The organism is Phenylobacterium sp., from assembly GCF_036402295.1.
In the GTDB taxonomy this organism is placed as follows: Bacteria; Pseudomonadota; Alphaproteobacteria; order Caulobacterales; family Caulobacteraceae; genus Phenylobacterium.
The window spans coordinates 1-23791 of sequence record NZ_DASWTE010000075.1; the positions used below are offsets into that span (position 1 = coordinate 1).

Genomic DNA, 23791 nt, shown 5'->3' on the forward strand with positions numbered 1-23791 from the left:
TTGGGGACACTCTCGGCCCGACTCGGTCGCGGACCTAGCCGGACCGCCGCGCGGAGGCGGTCCGGTTCATGTGCAGGACCCGTGCAGACGCCGCCTTCAGCGGTTCAGCTCGAGCCCCTTCAGCGACCCCTCGGCGCGCCAGTCCTCCAGCACCTTGGCGAAGGCCACCGGGCCCGCGCCGTACGAGCCGTTCTGCTTGGCCATCCGCTCGGGCTGGCCTTCGTTGTTGTAGTAGCCGGGGGTGCATTCCTTGAGGAACGCCTCGCGCATGATCGACAGGTCGATGATCGTCTGCACCCACGCCGCCTCGGCCTCGACCGACGGCTCCAGCGTGCGCGCCTGACGCTCGACCGCGCTCTTCAGCACATAGGCGATGTGCTTGGACTGCTCGTTGATCATGTGCGGGAAGTTGGCGGTAAAGCCCGACTGCGAGTTCGAGATGATGAAGCAGTTCGGAAAGCCGCGGCTGTAGAGGCCGTGGAAGGTCTCGATGCCATTCGCCCACTTCTGCGTCAGCGTCTGGCCGGCGCGGCCATGCAGCTCGTAGCCCGAGCGGCGCGTGAAGTCGGTGCCGACCTCGAAGCCCGTGGCGTAGATCAGGCAGTCGACCTCGTACTCCTGGCCGTTGGCGACGATCGACGTCTCGGTGATCCGCTCGACGCCTTTGCCCAGGGTGTCGACCAGGTGGACGTTGGGCCTGTTGAAGGCGGCCAGGTACTCGTCGTGGAAGCAGGGCCGCTTGCAGAACTGATTGTACCAGGGCTTCAGCGCGTCGGCCGTTGCGGGGTCCTGGATCACGCTGTCCACGCGGGCGCGGACCTGCTCCATCTTCTTGAAGTCGGCCAGCTGCATGAGGGCGGCCGGATTCTCGACCACCTCGCCGGCCTCCATCTTCTTGCGGGCGAGCAGCAGGATGTTGCCGATGATGTCGGTCCAGCCGTCGTTGACCAGGTCCTTGTCGGCGAAGCCGCCCGAGACCAGGACGTTGAAGTTGTCCATCCGCTCCTGCTGCCAGCCGGGCTGCAGGCTGGCGGCCCATTCCGGGTCGGTCGGCCGGTTGTTGCGCACGTCGATCGACGACGGCGTGCGCTGGAAGACGTAGAGCTCCTTGGCCCACTCGCCCAGGTGCGGCACGCACTGCACGGCCGTGGCGCCGGTGCCGATGATGCCGACCCGCTTGTCCTTCAGCTTGGTCAGGCCGCCGTTCGAGTCGCCGCCGGTGTAGTCGTAGTCCCAGCGGCTGGTGTGGAAGCTGTGGCGCTTGAAGGTCTCGACGCCGGGAATGCCGGGCAGCTTGGGACGGTGAAGGGGTCCGTTGGCCATGACGACGAAGCGGGCCTTCAGCGCATCGCCCCGGTTCGTCTCGACCGTCCAGCGCGCGGTCTCCTCGTCCCAGCGCATGGCCTTCACTTCCGTCTGGAAGAGCGCGCCCTCGTACAGGCCGAACTTCTCGCCGATCGCGCGGCTGTGCCTGAGGATTTCGGGCGCGCGGCTGTACTTCTCGACCGGGAGGTAGCCCACCTCCTCCAGCAGCGGCAGGTAGATGTAGCTTTCGATGTCGCAGGCCGCGCCGGGGTAGCGGTTCCAGTACCAGGTGCCGCCGAAGTCGCCGCCCTTCTCGATGATGCGGACGTCGGTGATCCCGGCTTCCTTCAGACGCGCCGCCGCCAGCTGGCCGCCGAAGCCGCCCCCGACCACCACCACCTCGACCTCGTCGGTGACCGGCGCGCGCTCGACGCGCTCGACGTAGGGGTCGTCGAGGTAGTGCGCGAAGCGGCTGATATCGATGTACTGCTCGTTGCCGTCCGCACGGACGCGGCGGTCTCGCTCGGCGCGGTACTTGTCCCGCAGCGCGTTGGGATCGAAGCCCAGATCATCGGCCCCGGTGATCTCCGGCTTATCGTCCGCCATCGCGTCCTCCCACTTTGGTTATCGGCGTTCAGCCTGCCGAACATCCGTTTGAACGGCAAGCGTGACGTCGGGTCACGGCCGAAGCCCCGGTGCGCGTTCGGGAACGGCTTGGCTGTGATCGGTGTTGCCGCTGCAGATGGCAGAGATCGACGCGATCGGCGATTTCGTCCTGTTCGCTATCGGACGAACACCCGTGACCCTAGGCGGGGTGCTCGCCGGCCTAGCGGTCGTCGCGGTGTTCCTGCTGGCGGCGCGGCTGATCGGCGCCGTCATCCGCCGGGTGCGCGCGCGCTCGCGCCATGGCCGCGAAGCGCTCTACATCGTCGAGAAGCTCACGATCTACGGCCTGACGATCATCGGGCTCGTGGCGGGGCTGTCCACCGTCGGCCTCAACCTCTCGAGCCTGGCGATCTTCGCCGGCGCGGTCGGCGTGGGCGTGGGCCTCGGCCTGCAGGGCATCGTCAAGGAGTTCGTCTCGGGCCTGGTCCTCATCTTCGACCGCGTGCTCAACGTCGGCGACTACGTCGAACTGGAGAACGGCAAGCGCGGCCTGGTGCAGGAGATCGGCCCCCGGGCGGTGCGGGTGCGGACCAACGACAACGTCGAGCTCGTCCTGCCCAACTCCAGCTTCATCGAGGGCCCAGTCATCAACTGGACCCTGCAGAACCGCACCCGGCGCATCCACATCCCCTTCAGCGTCGCCTACGGCTCGGATCGCCAGAAGGTGCGCGACGTCGTGCTCGAGGCCGCGCGCAGCGTGCCGTTCACGATCGCAGAGACCGACGCGCACAGGAGCCAGGTCTGGCTGGTCGGTTTCGGTGAGTCAGGCCTTAAGTTCGAACTGCTCGTGTGGCCGACCCTGGACGCGGTGAAGCGACCGGCGGCGATGCAGGCCGCCTACACCTGGGCCATCGCCGACGCGCTGGAGCGCGCGTGCATCGAGATCCCCTACCCGCAGATGGACGTGCGGCTGCGCAGCCTCTTCGGCGAGGAGGCGGACGCGGCGCTCAAGACGCTCCGCCTCGAGCCGCCCAAGCGGCGCGCCGCCGCGGAACCCGTCGCGACCGTCAACGACGCCGCCGACGACCTCGCCCGCCCGGCGCCCGAGGTGGAGGACGAGGACGATCCTACCGCTTCGCGCTCGCCAGATAGTCCAGCGCCGTGAGCGCCTGCGCGCGCACACCGACCTCCAGCGCGCCTTCGTCCATCACATTGAAGAACGGCGAGTGGTTCACGCCCTTCGGGAAGCCGATGCCCAGGTCGTAGAACACCCCCGGGACCTTCAGCTGGTAGTACGAGAAGTCCTCGGCGCCGGTGATGAAGTCGATGTCGTCCTTCACCTTGCCCCTCGCCGCGCGGCTGAGGGTGGGCTTCATCTTTGCCGTCAGCGCCGGATCGTTGCTGGTCACCGGATTGGGCGTGCCCCACTCCAGCTTGCCCGAGCCGCCGTAGCGCGCGGCGATGCTCTCAACCGCCTTCTCGGCGCGGGCCATGACGTCCTTGCGCAGCTCGGGGTCGAAGGTGCGCAGCGTCCCGGCCAACTCGAAATCGTCGGGGATGATGTTGTAGCGGACGCCGCCGTGCACCGTGGCGACCGTGAGGATCGTGGGCGTGCGGGTGACGTTGATCTGCCGCGCGGCGATCTGGTTGAAAGCCAGCACGATCTCGGCCTGCATCGAGGCGATGTCGATCCCCGACCAGGGGTTCGCACCGTGGGTCTGCTTGCCCTTGAGCTTGACCGAATAGCGATCCGAGGCGGCCATCATCGGACCGGGCCGCCACATCAGCGAGCCGGGCTCGCCGGGCACCACGTGCAGGCCGAAGACAGCGGTGGGCTTGGGATTGTCGAGCGCGCCCTCCTTGATCATCAGCTGCGCCCCGCCCTCCTCGCCGGCCGGCGGGCCCTCCTCGGCGGGCTGGAATAGGAAGACCACCGTGCCCGGAATCTGGTCCTTCATCTTCGCCAGCACCTCGGCCGCGCCCATCAGGATCGCCACGTGGGCGTCGTGGCCGCAGGCGTGCGCCACCGGCACGGTCGCGCCGTTGTAGGTGGCCGTGGCCTTGGAGGCGAAGGGGACGCCCGTGTCCTCCTTGACCGGCAGCCCGTCCATGTCGGCGCGCAGGGCCACGACGCCGCCTGGCCGGCCGCCCTTGAGGACGCCCACGACCCCGGTCTTGGCGACGCCGGTGCGGACTTCGATGCCCAGGCTCTTCAGGTGGTCGGCCACCAGCTTGGCGGTGCGGACCTCGCTGTTGCCCAGTTCGGGATGCTCGTGGATGTCGCGCCGCCAGGCGACGACCTTGGGCTGGAGCGTCTTGGCCGCGTCGAACACCGCCTTGTCGAAGGTCTGCGCGGCGGCCGGGGTCGCCCACGCCGTCGCCATGACGGCAGCCGCCGCGATCCAGATACGCTTGCTCATGAACTTACCCCTCAAGGTCTGACGATACGGCCGCCGGTCATGGGCTTCGCCACGCCGGTGGTCTTCGGGAAGGTGATCGGCAGGCCGCGCTTCACGCGCGCCGCCAGGTAAGCAAAGGCCTCGGCCTCGATGGAGTCCCCGCGCCAGCCGTGCTCTTCGGCCGCCTTCACGGGCGACGGAAGGCGCTCCGACAAGGCCTTCATGATCTCGGGGTTCAGGCGTCCGCCGCCGGTGACGATCACCTCGTTCGGCTGGCCCAGCGTCTCGAAGGCGAGCTTCACCGCCTCGGCCGCGAAGGCCACCAGCGTGGCGGCGGCGTCCTCGAGCTGCAGGGCGTCCAGCGGCTCCAGCGAGAAGTCGTAACGGTCCAGCGACTTGGGCGGCGGGCTCTGGAAGTAGGGATGCGCCAGCAGCGCCCGCACCACGCCCTCGTCGGCGCGCCCGACGCTCGCATACTTGCCGCCGGCGTCGTAGCGGCCGGCCCCGCGGGCCTGGACCAGCAGGTCGAGCATGCCGTTGCCCGGCCCGGTGTCGAACGCCGTGAAATCGTCACCGCCGGCCCACCAGGTGACATTGGCCACGCCGCCCACGTTCAGCACCGCCAGCGGCGGCGCGAGCTGCGAGGCCTTCGCCCGGGCCACGTGATAGGCGGCTGCCAGCGGCGCCCCCTCCCCGCCGGCTTCGAGGTCGGCGGAGCGGAAGTCGTAGGCCACAGGCCGGCCGGTCAGCCTCGCAAGCAGGCCAGCGTCGCCCAGCTGCACCGAGCGCCCGGGAACGCCATCGGCGGGCCGCTCGTGCAGCACCGTCTGGCCGTGCATGCCGATGAGGTCCAGGTCGGGCCAGGACAGGCCATTCGCTTGCAGGAACGCCTCTGCGGCGGCGTGGTGCTCCTCGGCGACCATCTCGGCGGCATGGCGGAAGATGGCGGGCTCGGGCGTTCCGCGCGCCCAGGCCAGCGCCTGCCGCGTCGCCTCCAGCACCACGTCGCGGGTGGCGTCGGAGAGCTTGCGCTCGCCGGCGGGCCCGAAGGCGGTGATCGTCTCGCCGTCGGTGTCGAGGACGGCCATGTCGACCGCGTCGAGCGACGTCCCCGTCATGAATCCCAGCACGAGCATGTCAGCTTGACTGCCATGTCCGGGAACCGCTAGCTAGCCCGCGATGATCGGACCTGCCGCCCGCTTCGGCCGCTATTACCGCCTGCCCCTGTAGCAGGCGACCGATCTCACGCGCCTGCCCACCCGGCCGGCGCTCTTCCCGCACAATCCGAGAACGCCGGCTTCCCTCACGTCACTCGGAGCCAGCCATGTCCCTCGATATTCCCGCCGTCGGCGTGCTAGAGCGCGCGGCGCCCGCCCATGAGATTCCGCCCACGATGACCGAACCCGCGTTCAAGTCCGACTTCCTGAAGGTGCTTCAGGAGCGCGGCTACATCCATCAGGTCACCCATCCGGCCGAGCTGGACGAGGCGGCCACCAAGGGCGTGGTCACGGCCTACATTGGTTTCGACGCCACCGCGCCGTCGCTGCACGTGGGCTCGCTCATCCAGATCATGATGCTGCGCCGGCTGCAGCAGACCGGCCACAAGCCGATCGTGCTGATGGGCGGCGGGACCACCAAGATCGGCGACCCGACCGACAAGGACCAGTCGCGCCCCCTGCTCACCGACGCCCAGATCCAGGGCAACATCGCCTCCATCAAGACGGTGTTCGCCAAGTTCCTGACGTTCGGGGACGGCCCGACCGATGCGGTAATGGTCGACAACGACGAGTGGCTGTCGAAGTTCGGCTACGTCGAGTTCCTGCGCGACTACGGCGTGCACTTCACCGTCAACCGCATGCTGGCGTTCGACAGCGTCAAGGCGCGGCTCGAGCGCGAGCAGCCGATGACCTTCCTCGAGTTCAACTACATGCTGATGCAGTCGGTGGACTTCCTGGAGCTGGCCCGCACCCGCGGCTGCCTGCTGCAGATGGGCGGCTCGGACCAGTGGGGGAACATCGTCAACGGCGTGGAACTGATCCGCCGCGTCGAGGCCAAGCCCGCCTTCGGCCTGACCACGCCTCTGCTGTCGACCGCCTCCGGCCAGAAGATGGGCAAGACGGTGGGCGGAGCCGTGTGGCTGAACGCCGACATGCGCAGCCCCTACGACTACTGGCAGTTCTGGCGGAACACCGAGGACGCCGACGTGGGCCGGTTCCTGCGCCTGTTCACCGACCTCCCCCTCGACGAGATCGCGCGGCTGGAAAGTCTGCCGGGCGCCGAGATCAACGAGGCCAAGAAGGTGCTGGCGAACGAGGCCACCCGGATGCTCCACGGCGCAGCGGAGGCCGGGAAAGCCGCCGCCGCGGCGCATGCCGCGTTCGAAGAGGGCGGCCTCTCCGCAGACCTGCCGACGGTTGACGTGGCCGCAAGCCAGCTCGAGGCCGGCGTCCAGCTCGCCGAGCTGGCGGTCACGGCGGGTCTCGCGGGCTCCAAGGGCGAGGCGCGCCGCCTGGCCCAGGGCGGCGGCCTGCGCGTCAACGACCAGGCCGAGACCGACGCCAACCGCACGATCACCGGGGCCGATCTGGTCGACGGAGTCGTGAAGCTGGCGGCCGGCAAGAAGAAGATCGTCCTGGTGAAGCCCGTCTAAACCCCCTTCCCGTGGCCGGGACCACCCGGCGACGGACCTGGAGTTCATGGAATGACCGACGTCGTGGAAGGGGCCCCCGCGCCCGACTTCAGCCTCGAGACCCCCGACGGGCCGGTGAGCCTCGCCGACTTCAAGGGCAAGACGCTGGTGCTCTACTTCTATCCGAAGGACGACACCGCCGGCTGCACCAAGGAGGCCCAGGACTTCACGGCGCTGGCGTCGGAGTTCGCGAAGGCCGGCGTCGCCGTGCTGGGCGTCTCGAAGGACAGCGTCGCCTCCCACAAGAAGTTCGCCAACAAGTACGACCTGGCCGTGAAGCTGGGCGCCGACCCGGCCGGCGAGACCGTCGAACGCTACGGCTCGTGGATCGAGAAGAGCCTCTACGGCCGCAAGTACATGGGCATCGACCGCTCCACCTTCCTGATCAAGGACGGCAAGGTCGCGAAGATCTGGCGCAAGGTCCGCGTGCCCAATCACGCGCAGCAGGTGCTGGATGCGGCAAAGACGATCTAGAGCTGAGCTGTAACCGGTAAACGATGTTCACTTGCGACCCCTGGTCGCTTCAGGGCCGATCACGCCCGTAACCGGCTTGCCTGCTGCAAAAAAGTCGTCGCATATCGCGGCCACCGAGGGATGGGGACTCCGCGGCAGTATGAAGAGCTTCACGCAGCTTGGGCGCTCGCTCGTCGAATTGTTTCCGGAACGGCATCTCTATGTCCGTTCGGGCGGAGCCATGAAGGCCTTCGTCCTGACCACCAAAAAGCAGCTGATCCTCGCCGGCGGCGTGGCCGCCAGCGCGCTCTGGATGGGCGTCTGCACCGCCGCGATGCTTGTGAACCTGCTGTCCGCGTCGGCCGCCGACCGCGAGATCGCGAAGCTGAAGTCCCAGTCCGAGCGCTACGTCGCCGATCGCCAGGCCCGCCTCGACAGCGCCATGGCGCGCCTGAACGCCGCCTCGGGCTCGAACACCGACATGGCCGCCTCGATCGAGAAGCGCCACGCCGCCCTGGCCCTGCTGCTCACCGACCTGAAGGGCGCGCCCGGCGCCGCCGAGGCGCTGAGTCCCGCCATCACCCGCGCGCTGGCGCATGAGGACGCGAGCCCCGTTCGCCGCGTCGAGCAGGTGCGCATCGGCCAGGAGCAGCTGCTTGAGGCCGCCGACACCTTCGCCAAGGGTCGGGCCGACCGGCTGCGGATGGCGTTCCGCATGGCCGGCCTGTCACCCTCCTCCTTCGTGGACCGCGCCGGCGCCCTGGGCGGACCCCTGATCGACTCCAAGGACCCGCGCGCTCTGGCTGCCGTGCTGGACGTGGACGACGACTTCGCCGTGCGCATCCAGCGCGCCGCCCGCGACCTCAACGAGGCTCAGTCGCTGGCCGCGGCCGCCGAGGACCTGCCGTTCGCCCGCCCCACGGGCAACGGCGCGCAGACCAGCGGCTTCGGCGTGCGCTTCGACCCGTTCACCCGCCGGCCCGCCTACCACTCCGGCCTAGACTTCTCGGGCGGCCAGGCGACGCCGATCCACGCGACCGGCCCGGGCGTGGTGGCCTACGTCGGCCGCCGCGCCGGCTACGGCAACGTCGTCGAGATCGATCACGGCCGCGGCCTCAAGACCCGCTACGCCCACCTGTCCAGCTTCGCGGTCAGCCCCGGCCAGCACGTCGGCGTGGGGCAAAGGATCGCAGCCATGGGATCCACCGGGCGATCGACTGGGACCCATTTGCACTATGAGGTATGGGTCAACGGACGGGCCCAGAACCCGGGCCGCTTCCTCAAGGCCGGGCAGTATGTTCTCCAAAGCAACTAAAGACGCGGCTCCCGAAACGTCCCAGCCGCGCAAGCTGACCGCCGCCTCGCTGGTGGCCGAGGACGTGCGCATCACGGGCAATCTGGAGTCGAAGGGCGACCTTCACCTGGACGGCGTGGTGGACGGCGATCTGCGGGTCGGCATGCTCGTCATCGGCGAGACGGGCGGCGTGAACGGCTCGATCCACGCCGACGCGGTCGAGATCCGCGGCCGCGTGACCGGCGTGATCTGCGCGCGGCGCGTCAAGCTGTGGGCCAGCGCCCGCGTCGATGGCGACATCAGCCACGCCGAGCTTTCCATTGAAGCCGGCGCCCACTTCGAGGGCCGCAGCCTGGCGCTCGCGCCGGCCGAAGAGGCTCCCACGCTGAGCGTCGTCGCCGCCGAATAGCTACTCCCGCGTCGCGCCGACCCGCTGGGCCAGCGCCGCGCCCATGAACTGGTCGAGGTCGCCGTCGAGCACCCCTTGCGTGTCGCTCGTCTCCACGTCGGTGCGCAGGTCCTTCACCATCTGGTACGGCTGCAGCACATAGCTGCGGATCTGGTGGCCCCAGCCGATGTCGGTCTTCTGGTCCTCCAGCGCCTGCGCCGCGGCTTCGCGCTTGGCCAGTTCGGCCTCGTATAGACGGGCCTTCAGCTGCTTCCAGGCCTGGTCGCGGTTCTGGTGCTGCGAGCGCTGGTTCTGGCAGGCCACCACGATCCCGGTGGGCAAGTGCGTCAGGCGCACCGCGGAGTCGGTCTTGTTCACGTGCTGGCCGCCCGCGCCCGAGGCCCGGTAGGTGTCGGTCCGCACGTCGGCGGGGTTGATCTCGATCTCGATGGTGTCGTCCACAACCGGATAGACCCAGACCGACGCGAAGCTGGTGTGCCGCTTGGCGGCCGCGTCGAACGGCGAGATTCGCACCAGGCGGTGCACGCCGCCCTCGGTCTTCAGCCAGCCGTAAGCGTTCGGGCCCTTCACCTGCAGCGTGACCGACTTGATGCCGGCCTGCTCCCCGGACGTCTCCTCCAGGAAGTCGACCTCCATGCCGTGGGCGTGGGCCCAGCGCGTGTACATGCGCAGCAGCATACCCGCCCAGTCGTTGGACTCGGTGCCGCCGGCGCCGGAGTTGATCTCGACGAAGGCGTCGTTGCCGTCGGCCTCACCCGACAGCAGGGCCTCCAGCTCGGCGCGGCCGGCGCGCTCCTTGATGGCCTTCAACTGGACGCGGGCCTCCTCGAGGCTGGCCTCGTCGCCCTCCTCGTCGGCCATCTCGGCGTAGCCGATGGCGTCCTCCAGGTCGCGCTGCAGCGCCTGGACGGCCTCGACCTGCGCCGACAGCCGCGAGCGGTCGCGGGAGACGGCCTGGGCCTCGGCGGGATTGTCCCACAGGGTCGGGTCCTCGACCCGGGCGTTCAGCTCATCGAGCTTGCGGAGCGCGGGCTCCCAGTCAAAGACGCCTCCTGAGCAGTTCGATCGACTGCTCGATGTCGGCCTTGGCGGCCTCGACATCCGCTCTCATGGAGAGACTCCCAATACGTAAGGTCGCGGGCTCTAGCCTGCTGCGCCCCCCAGGGCAAGGCGATCACCCAGGCGGAGTCAGAACAAGTCGGACAGGTCGTCCTTCTTCTTCGGCGCAGGCGGCGGGGGGGCCACGGCGGCGGCCGCGTTGGGCGCGCCGGTGACCTGGCCGTCGCCGAAGACCTTGTCGTAGGGCTGCGGGCCGACCGGCGTCCCGGCGGCGCCCAGGCCGATGGTCGAGGCGGCAGGCTCCGTGCCCGGCCGGAACGCCTCGCGGATACCGCGGATCGAGGCGTACTTGGCGTTCGCCGGCGCCTTGAAGGGGTCGGCCGGCTTGTCCTTCAGCGCCTCGCCCATGAACTCGGTGAAAATCGGCACGGCGGCGACCGCGCCCGTTTCGTTGTTGCCCAGGCTGCGATTGTCGTCGAAGCCGATGTAGACGCCCACCACCAGGTGCGGCGAGAAGCCCATGAACCACGCCGAGCGATAGTCGTTGGTCGTGCCGGTCTTGCCGCCTAGCGGCTTGCCGATCGACGAAGCCTGGGTGGCGGTGCCGCGCAGCACCACGCCTTCCAGGAACGAGGTGATCTGGTAGGCGGTGACCGGGTCCATCACCTGCTCGCCGCCGCGCAGGATGCGCGGGCTCTCCGCGCCCGAGAAGCCCGCCGTGCAGCGGTCGCACTCGCGGCGGTCGGCCCGCCAGATCACCTTGCCGTTGCGGTCCTCAACCACCTCGATCAGGTGCGGCTGCACCATCCGCCCGCCGTTCACGAACGTCGAATAGGCCCCGGCCATCCGGTAGACGGTGGTCTCGCCCGAGCCGAGGGCCATGGCCAGCACCTTGTCCATCTTCTTGGTCACGCCCAGGCGAATGGCGAGGTCCGAGATCTTGGTCATGCCGACGCTCTGCGCCAGGCGCACGGTCATGGTGTTGCGCGACAGCTCCAGGCCCCGGCGCAGCGTCAGCGCGCCGTAGTAGTCGCGGCTGTAGTTCTCCGGGCTCCAGTCCTGGCCGCCGTAGCCGCGCAGCGTGATCGGCGCATCCATGACGGTGCTGGCGGGCGTATAGCCGCTCTCCAGCGCCGCGGCGTAGACGATCGGCTTGAAGGCCGAGCCGGGCTGGCGCAGAGCCTGGGTGGCGCGGTTGAAGCTGGACAGCGAGAACGAGTAGCCGCCCACCATCGAGACCACCCGGCCCGAGTAGGGCTCCATGGCGACGAGCGCGCCGTTCACGGCCGGCACCTGCTTCAGGCGGAAGGCGCCCGAGCCGTCCTTGTCCGCTTCGACGAACACGAGATCGCCGACCCCGATCCCTCGGCCGGCCCTGGCCCAGGCGATGTCCTGGCCGGCGATGACGCCCTCGGCGCCCTCGATGTTGCGCACCCGCACGGTCCCGCCGGCCACACTCAGCACCACGGCCCGCCTCCACTCCTGGCGCTCGCGCGGCTTGGTGGTCTTGCGCGCGACGTCCTCCCAGCCGTCCAGCGTGGTCACGTGGCCGAACGCGCCGCGCCAGCCGTGGCGGCGGTCGTAGGTCTCCAGCCCGTTCATCAGCGCCTGCTTGGCCGCGCTCTGCAGGCGCGGGTCCAGCGTCGTGCGCATGTAGTAGCCGCCGGCGTTCAGTCGCTCGTCGCCCAGCTCTTCCATGTTGAGGGCGATGCGGCGCACCTCCTCCACGAAATAGTCGGCGTCGCGATACTGCGAGCGCGTCGGCGCCTGCTGGACCTTCAGCGGCTCCTTCATCGCCGCGTTGGCCTCGGCGCGGGTGACCCAGCCCAAGTCGGCCATCTGGTCGATGACCCAGTTGCGGCGGCCGATCGCCTGCTCGGTGCGGCGGATCGGGTGGTAGTTGTCCGGACCCTTCGGCAGCGCCGCCAGATAGGCGCTCTCGGCCAGGGTGAGCTCGCTGAGCGACTTGCCGAAGTAGTTGTAGGCGGCCGCGCCCACCCCGTACGAGCGATAGCCCAGCCAGATCTCGTTCATGTAGAGCTCGAGGATCCGCTCCTTGGAGAGCGTCTGCTCGAGCTGCGAGGCCAGTATCGCCTCCTTCAGCTTGCGCCCGACCGTCTGGTCGCTGGTCAGGAGGATGTTCTTGGCCACTTGCTGGGTGATGGTCGAGCCGCCCTCCAGACGCCGGCCCTGCGCCAGGTTCAGCACGTTCTTCATCATGGCGCGGCCGAAGCCGCCCACGTCGACGCCGCCGTGCTTGAAGAAGCCGTGGTCCTCGGCCGCCAGGAACGCCTGGGCCGTCTGCGCCGGGATCGCCTCGTAGGGCACGAAGATCCTGCGCTCGCGGGAGAACTCGCCGATCAGAGTGCCGTCCCAGGCATAGGCCCGGGTCGCCGTCGGCGGGTGGTAGTCCACCAGATCGGCCGCATCGGGCATGTCGTGGAACAGCCAGGCCGCGTAGACGCCCACGCAGACCGCCGCGAGGGCGACGAAGCTCAGGAATGCGATCCCGGCGATGCCGAACCATCTGGGGGGACCGCCCGGCCCAGGTGTGGGCTTCGGGGGCGTCGGCCGTTCGGGACTGGCGGGGGAAGTCAACTCAGATCGGGCTCTTGGCGCTCCAGACCTGTCGTCTAGCGTGTGTCGATGCGGGCGCCAACGGGCGCGCGGCCCTCCTGCGTCAGCGCGACGCGACCGTCAGGGGTTCGCCGAAGTGGGCGTCGATGGCCCCGGCCACCGCGCGCATCAGGCGCGTGCGGGCGGCGGGATCGCGCAAGCGGGCCTCATCCTCGGGGTTGTTCACGAAGCCCATCTCGAGCAGCACGGCCGGCACGTCGGGCGCCAGCAGCACCATGAAACCGGCGTCGCGGTGGCTGTGGCGCAGCATGGGCGCCCTGCCCTCGATGTTGCTCACCAGCGTCTGGGCGAACACCGCCGAGCGATTGCGCGTGGCCCGCTGGGTCAAATCGAAGAGGATGTCGCGCACCCCCTGGTCGCCGGTCAGGCTGGCCTTCATGAACCAGTCGTCGCGGCTGACGAAGCGCGTGGCCCGCTGCGAGGCCTTGTCCGACAGGGTGTAGACCGAGGCGCCCTTGAGGTTGGTCTCGGGCGCAGAGTCGGAGTGCAGCGAGATGAAGAGGTCGGCCCCGGCGCGCTGGGCGATGCGCACGCGGGTCTCCAGCGGGATGTAGACGTCGGAGGCGCGGGTCAGCACCACCTTGTAGCGGCCGCTGCGGCCCAGCTGGTCGGCCAGCGTCAGGGCGGCGGCCAGGTTTATGTCCTTCTCGTAGCCCGAGGCCCCCTGCGCGCCCGCGTCCTTGCCGCCGTGGCCGGCGTCGATGACGACGACCTTTTTGAGCGGCAGCGCCGGCCGCTTCACCGGCAGGAACTGGGTGCGGATCTGCGGGACCGGCGTCGCGCCTGCCGCCGAGGTCATCACCGCGCCGGGCCGGGCGGCGACGTCGATCACATAGCGATAGCTGGCCACGCCGTCGGCCGGTGGCAGCAGGAAGCGGCGCTTGAGCAGGGCCGGACCCGCCAGCTCCATCTGCAGCAGCGCCCCGCCCTGCGCCTTCTCGACCGTCCAGGCCTTCACGACGCCGCGACCGGCGCCCTGCTGGACCTCGGCGGCGGTGACGCCCGAGAACAGGACGGCCACGCGGCCGTCGGCGGCGCCGTCGGACAACACCTTGGCGCTCGTGGCGCCGTCAAGTTCGACGACCAGTCGGGTCTCGGCGGAATCGCCGCCCATCCGCACCTTGAGCAGGCCGACGGATTCGGTCGCGGCGTGGCCCACGGCGAAGGCGGCCAGGCCCACGGCCACGACGGCGCCTGCGACCAGCGCCCGCCCCCGATTCCGTCCTGCCGCGCTCTTCAGCCGCCCGAGCATCCTAACGCCCCGAAACAAACGGAGATTCGCAGAAAGCGAATGGAAGCGCCATATAGCGAGGCGGCCTGTGGACAAAGGGTTAACGAGGTATTGCGACCTCACGCCCACTATTCCCGCAGAACGCGAGCATCGGCTTTCCTTTTGGGTCCCGGTGTTGCTAATGTCCCGCCGCGCCGCGCCGCAGCGCCCGAACCGGGCCCGAACGCGACGCGCCACAACCACCCGGCGTCGGCTTCGGCCGTGTATTCGGCAGCGACGCACTATCCGATCCGCGCCCCTCGGGACGCGTAGGAACACACCCGATGAGCTGCGCAGCTCGAGCCACTTCTGGCCCCAAGGCCCTCCGAGCCGCCGTTTCCGGCGCGCTCGCGGGCTACGCGCGCGCTCGTCCCATTTGCCGGCAGCGCCCGGGCCACGTAGCCCCCGCGCGCCGCGGAGAGACTTATGCCCAAGACTATGTTGATCGACGCAGCCCACGCGGAAGAGACGCGTGTGGTGGTCGTCGACGGGAACCGCGTTGAAGAGTTCGATTTCGAGAGCCAGAACAGGAAGCAGCTTCGGGGGAACATCTACCTCGCCAAGGTGACGCGCGTTGAGCCGTCGCTGCAGGCGGCCTTCGTCGAGTACGGCGGCAACCGCCACGGCTTCCTGGCCTTCAACGAAATCCACCCGGACTACTACCAGATCCCGGTCGCCGACCGCGAAGCGCTGCTTCGCGAAGAGGCCGAGGACCACGACGACGACGAGCGCCCTGCCCGCGGCCGTCGCGGCCGCAACGGCGACGGCGAGGCCGAAATGGGCGGCGATGACGACGACGACGCCGACGTCGGCTCGGACGACGAAGACGACGTGATGGAAGAAGAGCTGGCGCGCCGCCGCCGCCGGCTCATGCGCCGCTACAAGATTCAGGAAGTGATCCGCCGCCGGCAGATCATGCTGGTCCAGGTCGTCAAGGAGGAGCGCGGCAACAAGGGCGCGGCGCTGACCACCTACCTGTCGCTGGCCGGCCGGTACGGCGTGTTGATGCCGAACACGGCCCGGGGCGGCGGCATCAGCCGCAAGATCACCACGGCCACCGACCGCAAGCGCCTGAAGAGCGTCGTCACCAGCCTGGACGTGCCGCAGGGCATGGGGCTGATCGTGCGGACGGCCGGCGCCAAGCGCACCAAGGCCGAGATCAAGCGCGACTACGACTACCTGCTGCGCCTCTGGGAGAACATCCGCGAGACGACGCTGCACTCGATCGCGCCGGCGCTCATCTACGAGGAGGAAGACCTCGTGAAGCGCACGATCCGCGACCTCTACGACAAGGACATCGACGAGGTCTGGGTCGAGGGCGAGGCCGGCTACAAGGAAGCGCGCGACTTCATGCGCATGCTGATGCCGAGCCAGGCCAAGAAGGTGATGGCCTATCGCGAACCGACGCCGCTGTTCGTCAAACACCGCGTCGAGGACCACCTCAGCCAGATCTACACCCCGGTCGTGCCCCTGCGTTCGGGGGGATATCTGGTGATCAACCAGACCGAGGCGCTGGTCGCCATCGACGTGAACTCCGGCCGCTCCACCCGGGAGCGGAACATCGAGGCCACAGCGCTGAAGACCAACCTGGAGGCGGCCGAGGAAGCCTGTCGCCAGTTGCGCCTGCGCGACCTGGCCGGCCTGATCGTCATCGACTTCATCGACATGGATGAGTCGAAGAACAACCGGGCGGTCGAGAAGAAGCTGAAGGACGCGCTCAAGGACGACCGCGCCCGGGTCCAGATGGGCAAGATCAGCCCGTTCGGCCTCATGGAGATCAGCCGCCAGCGCCGCCGCACCGGTGTGCTGGAGGGCACGACCCACGTCTGCGAGCACTGCCAGGGCACCGGCCGGGTGCGTTCGGTGGAATCGAGCGCGCTGGCGTCGCTTCGCGCGCTGGAGATCGAGGCGCTGAAGGGCGGCGGCGAGGCCACGCTGCGCGTGCCGCGCGCCGTCGGCCTCTACATCCTCAACGAGAAGCGGTCGCACCTGGCGCGGCTGCACCAGGCGTTCGGCCTGTTCGTCACCATCGTCATCGAAGACGAGATGGCGCACGCCGAGCACGCCATCGAGCGCACCTCGATGGAGACCCGCGCCGACCACGCACCGCCGGCCGTGGCCGCGGTCCAGGCCTTCCTGCCGGTCGCCGAGGATGACGACTTCGACGACGAGGCCGTCGAAGACGAAGAAGAGGACGAGGACGAAGACGACCTCGAGCGCGAGGACACCGACGACGACGAGGCCCATGCGCGCAACGCGCGTGAGGACCGTCGCCCCCGTGACGACGACGAAGGCGGCCGTCGCGGCCGGCGGCGTCGCCGGCGCGGCCGGCGCGACGACGAGCGCACGGGCGATCGTCCTGAGCAGCCGCGCGCCGAGCATCCGCGCGCCGAGCGCGAGGCGCGTCCGCACCGCGACGACGACGATCGGGACGGCCGCCGCCGCCGCCGGGGCCGCCGCGGCGGCCGGCGTACGCGCGACGAGGGCCGTCCGCAGGACGCGTTCTCCTGGGTGCGCCCCTGGGTGCCGTACGGGGACGACCCGTTCGTCTGGTACGACCCCGCGGAGGACCTGAAGCCGATCGCTCCGCCGGCCAACGACGCAGCGCCGGCGGCGATCCCGCAGGCCGCGGCGATCGCGGCGCCTGCGCCGTCCGTCGCCGCGGGCGGCAGTGACGACGACATCTGGGTCGAACTGCCTGAGGCGGAAGAGAAGCCGAAGCGCAGCCGTCGCAGCCGTGGCCGCGGCCGTGGTCGCAGCGACGAGCCGGTCGCCGAGGTCGCGGAGGCTCCGGCCCCCGCCGTCGTCCTGACGCCGCCGCCCGAGCCCGAGCCCGAGGCGGCGCCGGAGCCCGTCGCGGCCAACGTCGACGAGCCCGCGGCCAAGCCGAAGCGCTCGCGCAGCCGCAAGGCCGCCGCGGCCGTCGCCGAGGCTCCCGCGCCCGAGCCGGTCGTCGAGGCTGTGACCGCCGCGCCCGAGCCTGCGCCCGAACCGGAACCGGCTCCCGCGGCCAAGGAACCCGATCCCACCGAGATCCGCGGCCCTGCGCCGGCGCCGCGCAGAGGGTGGTGGCGACGCGGTTAACCGGCTAGCATCCGACCGGATCGGGGGACGTCGGACTTCCAAGAGTGTCGAGCATGAATTCCCCTTTCCGGTCGGTTTCGCGGTTCGCGATGGCGGCGGTGCTGGCCGCCGGCCTCGCGGTCGCCGCGGGCCCGGCCGCCGCCCAGTCGCTGATCCGCGACACCGAGATCGAGGAGATCCTGGCCAGGGACTCCGAGCCGATCCTCAAGGCGGCGGGGATCGACTCCAAGAACGTCGAGATCGTGCTGATCGGATCGAAGGAGCTGAACGCCTTCGCCGGCCCGCGGATCATGGGCTTCAACACCGGCCTGATCCTCGAGTCCGACAACCCGAACGAGCTACAGGGCGTCATCGCCCACGAAGTCGGGCACCTGGCCGCCGGCCACAGCGCCCGGCGCGGCGAGATGAGCACGGCCGGCATGAAACCGTTCCTGCTGACCATGGGCCTGGGCGTGCTGGCCGCGCTCGCGGGCTCGCCCGAGGCCGCCGCGGGTCTGGCCAGCAGCGCCAGCTACTTCGGAACCCTGGGCGCGCTGGGCTACAGCCGCGAACAGGAAGGCCGCGCCGACCAGGCGGGCGCCGCCCTGCTCGACCGCGCCGGCCTGTCCGGCAAGGGCCTGGCCGAGTTCTTCGACAACTTCCGCTACCAGGAGGTCTTCGACGAGGCCCGGCGCTACGCCTATTTCCGCAGCCACCCGATCTCGTCGGACCGCATCGAATCTCTGCGCCGCAAGGTCGAGGTGCAGCCCAACTACAACAAGACCGACAGCTCCGAGGCGATGGCCGAGCACGCCATCATGAAGGCCAAGCTGGACGGCTTCCTCAATCCGCAGGTGGCGATCACCAAGTACGAAGAGAAGGCCGCCGACTACCCGTCGCGCTACGCCCGCGCGATCGCCTATTACCAGCTCAAGGAGCCCGACCGCGCGCTGAAGCTGGTGGACGCCCTGCTCGCCGAGCAGCCCGACAACCCCTACCTGTGGGAGCTGAAGGGCCAGATCCTGTTCGAGTTCGGCCGCACCGAGGAGGCCGAGGCGCCGCAGCGCAAGTCGGTCGCGCTGAAGCCCGAGGCGCCCCTCCTGCGGGTCAATCTCGGCCAGACCCTCATCGCGCTGGACGACAAGAAGAAGGTCGCCGAGGGCGTCGTCGAGCTGAAGCGGGCGCTGACCCAGGAAGAGGACAACGCCGTCGCCTGGCGCCTGCTGGCCGAGGCGCACGACAAGCTGGGCGAGGACGGCCTCGCCCGCCTGGCGACCGCCGAATACAACTTCTACATCGGCGACAAGCGCCAGGCCCGAGTGTTCGCCATGCGCGCCCGCGAGATGCTGACCCGCGGTACGCCCGAGTGGCGGCGCGCCACCGACATCGTGCTCGTGGCCGAGCCCACCCGCGAAGACCTGCGCGACCTCGCCCGCGAGGGCTCGGTGGCGAGCTCGCGGCGTTGAGCGGCCGGTCGCCCAACCCCATCTGGATCCGATGAAGCTGACCGCTGCCCCCCTCGCCGTGGCCGCCTGCGCCGCCCTCGCCCTCTCCGCCTGCCAGAAGCCGGCCGACGACGCGTTCGGCGACAAGGTGCGCGCCTACCTGCTCGAGCACCCGGAGGTGATCCAGGAAGCTGCGCTGAAGCTGCGCGAGAAGCAGGTGCTGGAAGCGGCCAAGGCCAGCGCCACTGCGGTCGCCAAGCACCGCCAGCAGATCGAGCGCGATCCCCGCGACCTGGTGATCAACCCCGCGGGCCAGTTCACCGTCGTCGAGTTCTTCGACTACCGCTGCGGCTACTGCAAGGTGGTCGCGCCCGAGATGGTCAAGCTCATCGAGCAGAACCCGGACGTCCGCTTCGTCTTCAAGGAGTTCCCGATCTTCGGCGAGGTCTCCGAGACCGCGGCGCGCATGGCGCTGACCTACGAAGGCAAGAGCAAGGGCCTTGTCCTCTACAAGGCGTGGATGGAGGACCGCGGTCTGGACGAGGCGGCGCTGGACCGCCACCTGATCAGCGCCGGCCTCGACCCGGCCACGGTGCGCAAGGCCGCCGCCAGCCCCGCCATCACCGCCCAGCTCAACGACATCCGCACCCTGGCCGGCGCCCTCGGCCTGCAGGGCACGCCGGCCTTCGTCGTCGGCGACTACGTGATCCCCGGGGCCGACATCGACGCGGTGAAGGCGGCGCTCGCCAAGGTGAAGGGCGAGGAGCTGAAGCGCCCGCCGGCCACGGCGCCGGCCTCCCCGACGTAAAGTTCGGCCTCTGCTAAACTGGCCCTCCAGGTCTCTGAGGGGAGCGGGATGAGCGAACGGGTGGTGGTGATCGGGGCCGGGATGGCCGGCCTCTGGACGGCGATGGCGCTGGCGGGCGCGGATCGCGAGATCACCGTGCTGGACCGCGACCCGCCGCCACCGGACGGCGGCGCCGACGTCGCCTTCGAGGAGTGGCAGCGCCGCGGCGTCGGCCACCTGCGCCACAGCCACGCCTTCCTGGCCCGCCTGCGCACCATCGTCCGCGACCGCCACCCCGCCCTGCTCGAAGCGTTGAAGGCCGAAGGGTGCCGCGAGCTGGGCTTCGAGGGCGGCCTCACCGCGCAACACAAGGCGCACTACACCCCCGCGCCGATCGACGCGGACCTGGCGATCCTGACCAGCCGGCGCACGACGCTGGAGCTGGTGATGCGCCGCTACGCCGAGGGGCTGCCGGGCGTCGCGCTCCGGCCGCAGACCTTCGTAAAGAACCTGATCATCGAGCCCGGCGCGCCGCCCAGGGTGACGGGCGTCGTGCTGGAGGACGGCAGCGAGCTCGCCGCCGACCTCGTCGTCGACGCCGCCGGACGCACTTCGAGCGCCTTCGAGCACCTGGCCGCCGCCGGCGTGAAGATCCCCGAGAGCTCGGAGCCCTGCGGCGTCATCTACTTCACCCGCCACTACCGGCTGAATCCCGGCTGCGAGGAGCCGCCGCGCACGCGGGCCGGCACGACAGGCGATCTCGGCTACCTGAAGTTCGGCGTCTTCCCGGGCGACAACGGCTGCTTCTCGATCACGCTCTGCGCCCCCGAGGTCGAGGAGGAGATGCGCAAGGCGATCGTCGACCCCGAGATCTTCGACGCCATGTGCCGCGAGCTGCCGGGCGTCGCCCCCTGGATCGACCCCGAACGGACGACGCCCACCAGCCGCGTGTTCGGCATGGGCCAGCTGGAAAGCCGCTGGCGCGAGCTGACGCCGGCCAGCAAGCCGGCCGTGCGGGGCTTCTTCCCGGTCGGCGACAGCGTGGTGCGCACCAACCCGCTCTACGGCCGCGGCTGCTCGTTCGCGGCGGTCAGCGCCTACCTGCTGGCCGATGCGCTTGGTTCGACCGCGCATCCGGCCGCCCGCCTGATGGTCTACCGCGACAGCCTGGAGCGCGAGCTGCGGCCCTACTACGACTTCATGCGCAAGGCCGACCAGGGCGCGATCCGGCGGGCCCGCGCCGCCCTGCTCCCCGCCCCGAAGCCCAGCCTGCGAGGCAAGGTGATGCGGAGCTTCCTGGAGGACGGCGTCGCCATCGCCATCCGCGAGGACGTGGACCTGCTGCGCGCGTTCCTGCGCGGCTTCCACATGCTGGAGCACCCGCAGGCTTGGCTGCGGCAGCCGAAGAACCTGGCCAAGATCGTGAAGGTCTGGGCCCGCGGCAAGGCGAAGAACGCCGACCTTTATCCCATGAAGAGCGGCCCGGATCGCTCGGAAATGTTTGAGAAAGTCGGCGTTTCGGCAACGGCGGACAAGGACCGCGTTCAGGCCGCCGCTTGACCGCCCTGACGTAAAGGGCGTTGCCTGCCTTCCGAAGAATTCCCGGGAGGAACGAATGTCCGACTACAAGCTGCTCATCAACGGCGCCCTCGTCGAGGGCGACGCCACTCTGGACGTGGTCAATCCGGCCACCGAAGAGGTGTTCACCACCTGCGCGCGGGCCTCGAAGGGTCAGCTGGACCAGGCCGTCGCCGCGGCGCAAGCCGCCTTCCCGGCCTGGAGCGCCACCTCCATCGACGAGCGCCGCGCCGTGCTGGTGAAGATCGCCGACGCCATCCAGGCGAACCTCGCCGATCTCGCCCGCCTGCTCGTCCAGGAACAGGGCAAGCCGCTGCAGGACGCCACCGGCGAGGTGTTCGGCGCCTCGGCCTTCTTCCGCTACTTCGCGAGCCTGAACCTGGACGCCAAGGTGGTCGCCGACGACGCCACCTCGCGGATCGAGGTGCGGCGCAAACCCCTGGGCGTGGTGGGCTGCATCGTGCCCTGGAACTTCCCGATGATCCTGATGGCCTTCAAGGTCCCGGCGGCGCTGCTGGCCGGCAATACGGTCATCGTGAAGCCTGCCCCGACCACGCCGCTGACGGCGCTCAAGCTGGGCGAGCTGATCAAGGACATCGTGCCGCCGGGCGTCGTGAACATCATCGCCGACGCCAACGACCTGGGCGGCGAGATGACCAAGCACCCGGGCATCCGCAAGATCAGCTTCACCGGCTCCACCGAGACCGGCAAGAAGGTGATGGCCAGCGCCGCCGACGCGCTGAAGCGCGTGTCGCTGGAGCTGGGCGGCAACGACGCCCTGATCGTGCTGGACGACGTCGACCTCATGGAGACCGCCCCGAAGGTGCTGGGCGCGGCCATGCAGAACGCCGGCCAGGTGTGCATCGCGGCCAAGCGGATCTACGTGCACGAGAGCATGTACGACGCCATGTGCGACGAACTGGCCCGCTTGGCCGACGAGATGGTGGTCGGCGACGGCCTCGAGCAGGGCACGCAGATGGGCCCGCTGCAGAACAAGCAGCAGTTCGAGAAGGTGCTGGGCTTCATCGAGAGCGCCAGGAAGGACGGCAAGGTCATCGCCGGCGGCGGGCGCAAGGGCGACAAGGGCTACTTCATCCAGCCCACCATCGTCCGCGACATCTCCGACGGCGCGAAGCTGGTGGACGAGGAGCAGTTCGGTCCGGTCATGCCGGTGATCAAGTACTCCGACCCGGCCGACGCCGTGCGGCGCGCCAACGCTTCGATCTACGGCCTGGGCGGCTCGATCTGGGCCAAGGACACCGAGAAGGCCTGGAGCCTGGCCGAACACATGGAGTCGGGCACGGTCTGGGTGAACAAGCACGCCGACCTGCAGCCCCACCTGCCCTTCGGCGGCGCCAAGTTCTCGGGCGTCGGCGTGGAACTGGGCGAGGAAGGCCTGAAGGAATTCACGCAGGTCCAGGTCCTGAACATGGCCCGATAGACGCGTGGATCCTCCTTAGCCCTCCTCCTCGACGGATGAGGGTTGGGTGGAGGTGTGGCCGCTGACGTGAAGCGTATGGCGCTCTTGGGCGCCGGCGCCAAACGACGCCAGTCCTTCGCCACGCCGCGCACACCTCCATCCCCGACCCTAAGCCTGCGCCCGCCACCGCGCCCGCACTGAACGGTTGCAGGCGCTGTTACAGCGGCCGTTTCAGAAGCGGTAGGTCGCCCCCACCCGCACCGTTCGCGGCTCCACCACCCGGCTCAGCCGGCCCTCGACGGGCGCCGCGTCGAACCCCGGGATGAAGCTCTCGTAGAGGTAGGCGATGTCCTTGTCGCGGCTGTTGAGGACGTTGAGCACGTCGCCGTAAAGCTCGAAATTCTCGAACTTTCTCGCCGCCCGCAGGTTCACGACCGTACTGCCCTTGTCGCGCACCGAGTTGTCCTCGATCAGCGGCGAGGGACCCAGGTGGCGGACGCGCACGCTGCCCTCCCAGGTGTCCGACACAAACGAGACGCCGGCCGCGGCCGCGTTCTCAAAGGCGTTCGGGATGTGGTCGCCGTTGCGGTAGCGGGCGTGGCTGGCCGTGTAGTTGCCGTCCAGCGCCAGCCACGGCAGCGGCTTCCAGAACGCCACGATCTCGTAACCACGGCGCCGGCTGGCGCCCGTGGGCTCGACCGCGTTGGAATCGCCCACGAAGCGCAGCTCGCTGCCGACGCTCAGCCGGTAGTAGGTGGCGGTCAGGCTGAAGGTCCCCAGCTGCAGTCGCGCGCCGGCTTCCTTGCCCGTCCCCTTGACCAGCAGCGGCACCGGCGTGGCGGCCACCGCGCCGCGGGCGTCGTTGGAGTGGAAGCCGCGGCCCCAGTTCGCATAGAGCTCGAGCTGCTCCGTCAGCTCATAAGCCAGCGAGATCTTCGGCGAGAGGATCGCGTCGTCCGCATCGCCCTCCCCCAACGCCGCCGCGGCCGCGTCGCGCGCCGCGATGTCCGCCCAGTAGGCGTCGCCTCGGAGTCCCGCGACCACCCGCAGCTTGTCCACCGGCCGCCAGCTCGCCTCGGCATAGCCGGCCGCCGACGCCTCCTCCACGCGGTAGAGCCCCAGCGACTGCACGAGCTGACGTGCCGACGTCTGGGTCACGCCCACCTTGTCCATGTCGTCGTAGCGGTTCTCGGTCCCTACCCGGACCTCCAGCGCGTCGGAAACGACGAAGGTCCGCTCGGCCTTCAAGCCCAGCACCCAGCGGCGGTCGAACTGGTGGATCTGCGCGCTCGTGCCGTCCGGGTTGGCGTAGGTCGGGTTCGAGAACATGTCCCAGTCGTAGAACTGGGCGTAGGTGTTGGCCTTCCAGCCCTCGCC

The 23791-nt window shown here is 69.6% G+C and carries 17 protein-coding genes; 10 read left to right on the forward strand and 7 right to left on the reverse strand.

Features of this window, described 5'->3' with window-relative positions:
• Nucleotides 1–96 precede the first annotated feature (96 nt).
• Entirely contained in the window at nt 97–1911 is a 1815-nt protein-coding gene (locus VGD44_RS04860) for an NAD(P)/FAD-dependent oxidoreductase (protein ID WP_331084446.1), read from the reverse strand.
• Nucleotides 1912–2047: 136 nt separating this feature from the next.
• On the opposite strand from VGD44_RS04860, the gene VGD44_RS04865 reads away from it, so the two are divergent.
• Entirely contained in the window at nt 2048–3076 is a 1029-nt protein-coding gene (locus tag VGD44_RS04865) for a mechanosensitive ion channel family protein (RefSeq protein ID WP_331084449.1), read from the forward strand.
• Here the strand turns inward: VGD44_RS04865 and VGD44_RS04870 are convergent.
• Both VGD44_RS04870 and VGD44_RS04875 read right to left on the reverse strand, forming a co-directional pair.
• Nucleotides 3039–4331 (reverse strand): amidohydrolase, encoded by a 1293-nt coding sequence (locus tag VGD44_RS04870; RefSeq protein ID WP_331084451.1) that lies wholly within the window; start codon nt 4329–4331, stop codon nt 3039–3041. The genes VGD44_RS04865 and VGD44_RS04870 overlap by 38 nt on opposite strands.
• Nucleotides 4332–4342: 11 nt before the next feature.
• Complete coding sequence (locus tag VGD44_RS04875) at nt 4343–5446, reverse strand: anhydro-N-acetylmuramic acid kinase (RefSeq protein ID WP_331084453.1); 1104 nt, start codon at nt 5444–5446, stop codon at nt 4343–4345.
• Nucleotides 5447–5703: 257 nt separating this feature from the next.
• Between VGD44_RS04875 and tyrS the strand changes: the two genes are divergently transcribed.
• From tyrS to VGD44_RS04895, 4 genes are all read left to right on the forward strand, one after another.
• A complete protein-coding gene (gene tyrS / locus VGD44_RS04880) occupies nt 5704–6960 on the forward strand; it encodes a tyrosine--tRNA ligase (protein WP_331084479.1) in 1257 nt (418 codons plus the stop codon).
• Nucleotides 6961–7011: 51 nt separating this feature from the next.
• A complete protein-coding gene (locus VGD44_RS04885; protein ID WP_331084455.1) occupies nt 7012–7473 on the forward strand; it encodes a peroxiredoxin in 462 nt (153 codons plus the stop codon).
• Nucleotides 7474–7612: 139 nt separating this feature from the next.
• A complete protein-coding gene (locus VGD44_RS04890; protein WP_331084457.1) occupies nt 7613–8767 on the forward strand; it encodes a M23 family metallopeptidase in 1155 nt (384 codons plus the stop codon).
• Nucleotides 8748–9155, forward strand: coding sequence for a polymer-forming cytoskeletal protein (locus VGD44_RS04895; protein WP_331084459.1), 408 nt, complete (start codon nt 8748–8750; stop codon nt 9153–9155). Before VGD44_RS04890 ends, VGD44_RS04895 begins: the two co-directional genes overlap by 20 nt.
• On the opposite strand, the gene prfB is transcribed toward VGD44_RS04895, so the two are convergent.
• The 3 genes from prfB to VGD44_RS04910 all read right to left on the reverse strand — a co-directional run bounded on the left by prfB (nt 9156) and on the right by VGD44_RS04910 (nt 14103).
• Nucleotides 9156–10266 (reverse strand): peptide chain release factor 2 gene (prfB, locus tag VGD44_RS04900; RefSeq protein WP_331084461.1). Its coding sequence is split into 2 segments (ribosomal slippage): nt 9156–10196 and nt 10198–10266, totalling 1110 coding nucleotides; the frame shifts between segments, so codons are not numbered across the junction.
• Nucleotides 10267–10343: 77 nt separating this feature from the next.
• Entirely contained in the window at nt 10344–12683 is a 2340-nt protein-coding gene (locus VGD44_RS04905) for a penicillin-binding protein 1A (protein WP_331084463.1), read from the reverse strand.
• Nucleotides 12684–12894: 211 nt separating this feature from the next.
• Complete coding sequence (locus VGD44_RS04910; protein WP_331084465.1) at nt 12895–14103, reverse strand: N-acetylmuramoyl-L-alanine amidase; 1209 nt, start codon at nt 14101–14103, stop codon at nt 12895–12897.
• A gap of 444 nt (nt 14104–14547) precedes the next feature.
• Here VGD44_RS04910 and VGD44_RS04915 point away from each other — a divergent pair, with 444 nt between their 5' ends.
• The 5 genes from VGD44_RS04915 to VGD44_RS04935 are packed head-to-tail and all read left to right on the forward strand — an operon-like array spanning nt 14548 to nt 22435.
• Nucleotides 14548–17205 carry a ribonuclease E/G gene (locus tag VGD44_RS04915; protein WP_331084467.1) on the forward strand — a complete coding sequence of 886 codons (2658 nt, stop codon included), beginning with the start codon at nt 14548–14550 and terminating at the stop codon, nt 17203–17205.
• A 53-nt stretch (nt 17206–17258) separates the two neighbouring features.
• Entirely contained in the window at nt 17259–18650 is a 1392-nt protein-coding gene (locus VGD44_RS04920) for a M48 family metalloprotease (RefSeq protein WP_331084469.1), read from the forward strand.
• 31 nt (nt 18651–18681) lie between these two features.
• A complete protein-coding gene (locus VGD44_RS04925) occupies nt 18682–19437 on the forward strand; it encodes a DsbA family protein (RefSeq protein ID WP_331084471.1) in 756 nt (251 codons plus the stop codon).
• A 48-nt stretch (nt 19438–19485) separates the two neighbouring features.
• Complete coding sequence (locus VGD44_RS04930; protein WP_331084473.1) at nt 19486–20976, forward strand: NAD(P)/FAD-dependent oxidoreductase; 1491 nt, start codon at nt 19486–19488, stop codon at nt 20974–20976.
• A gap of 55 nt (nt 20977–21031) precedes the next feature.
• Nucleotides 21032–22435, forward strand: a complete 1404-nt coding sequence (locus VGD44_RS04935; protein WP_331084475.1) for an aldehyde dehydrogenase family protein — start codon at nt 21032–21034, stop codon at nt 22433–22435.
• A gap of 210 nt (nt 22436–22645) precedes the next feature.
• Here the strand turns inward: VGD44_RS04935 and VGD44_RS04940 are convergent.
• Nucleotides 22646–23791, reverse strand: a 1146-nt coding sequence (locus VGD44_RS04940; RefSeq protein ID WP_331084477.1) for a TonB-dependent receptor, incomplete at its 5' end; no start/stop codon positions are given.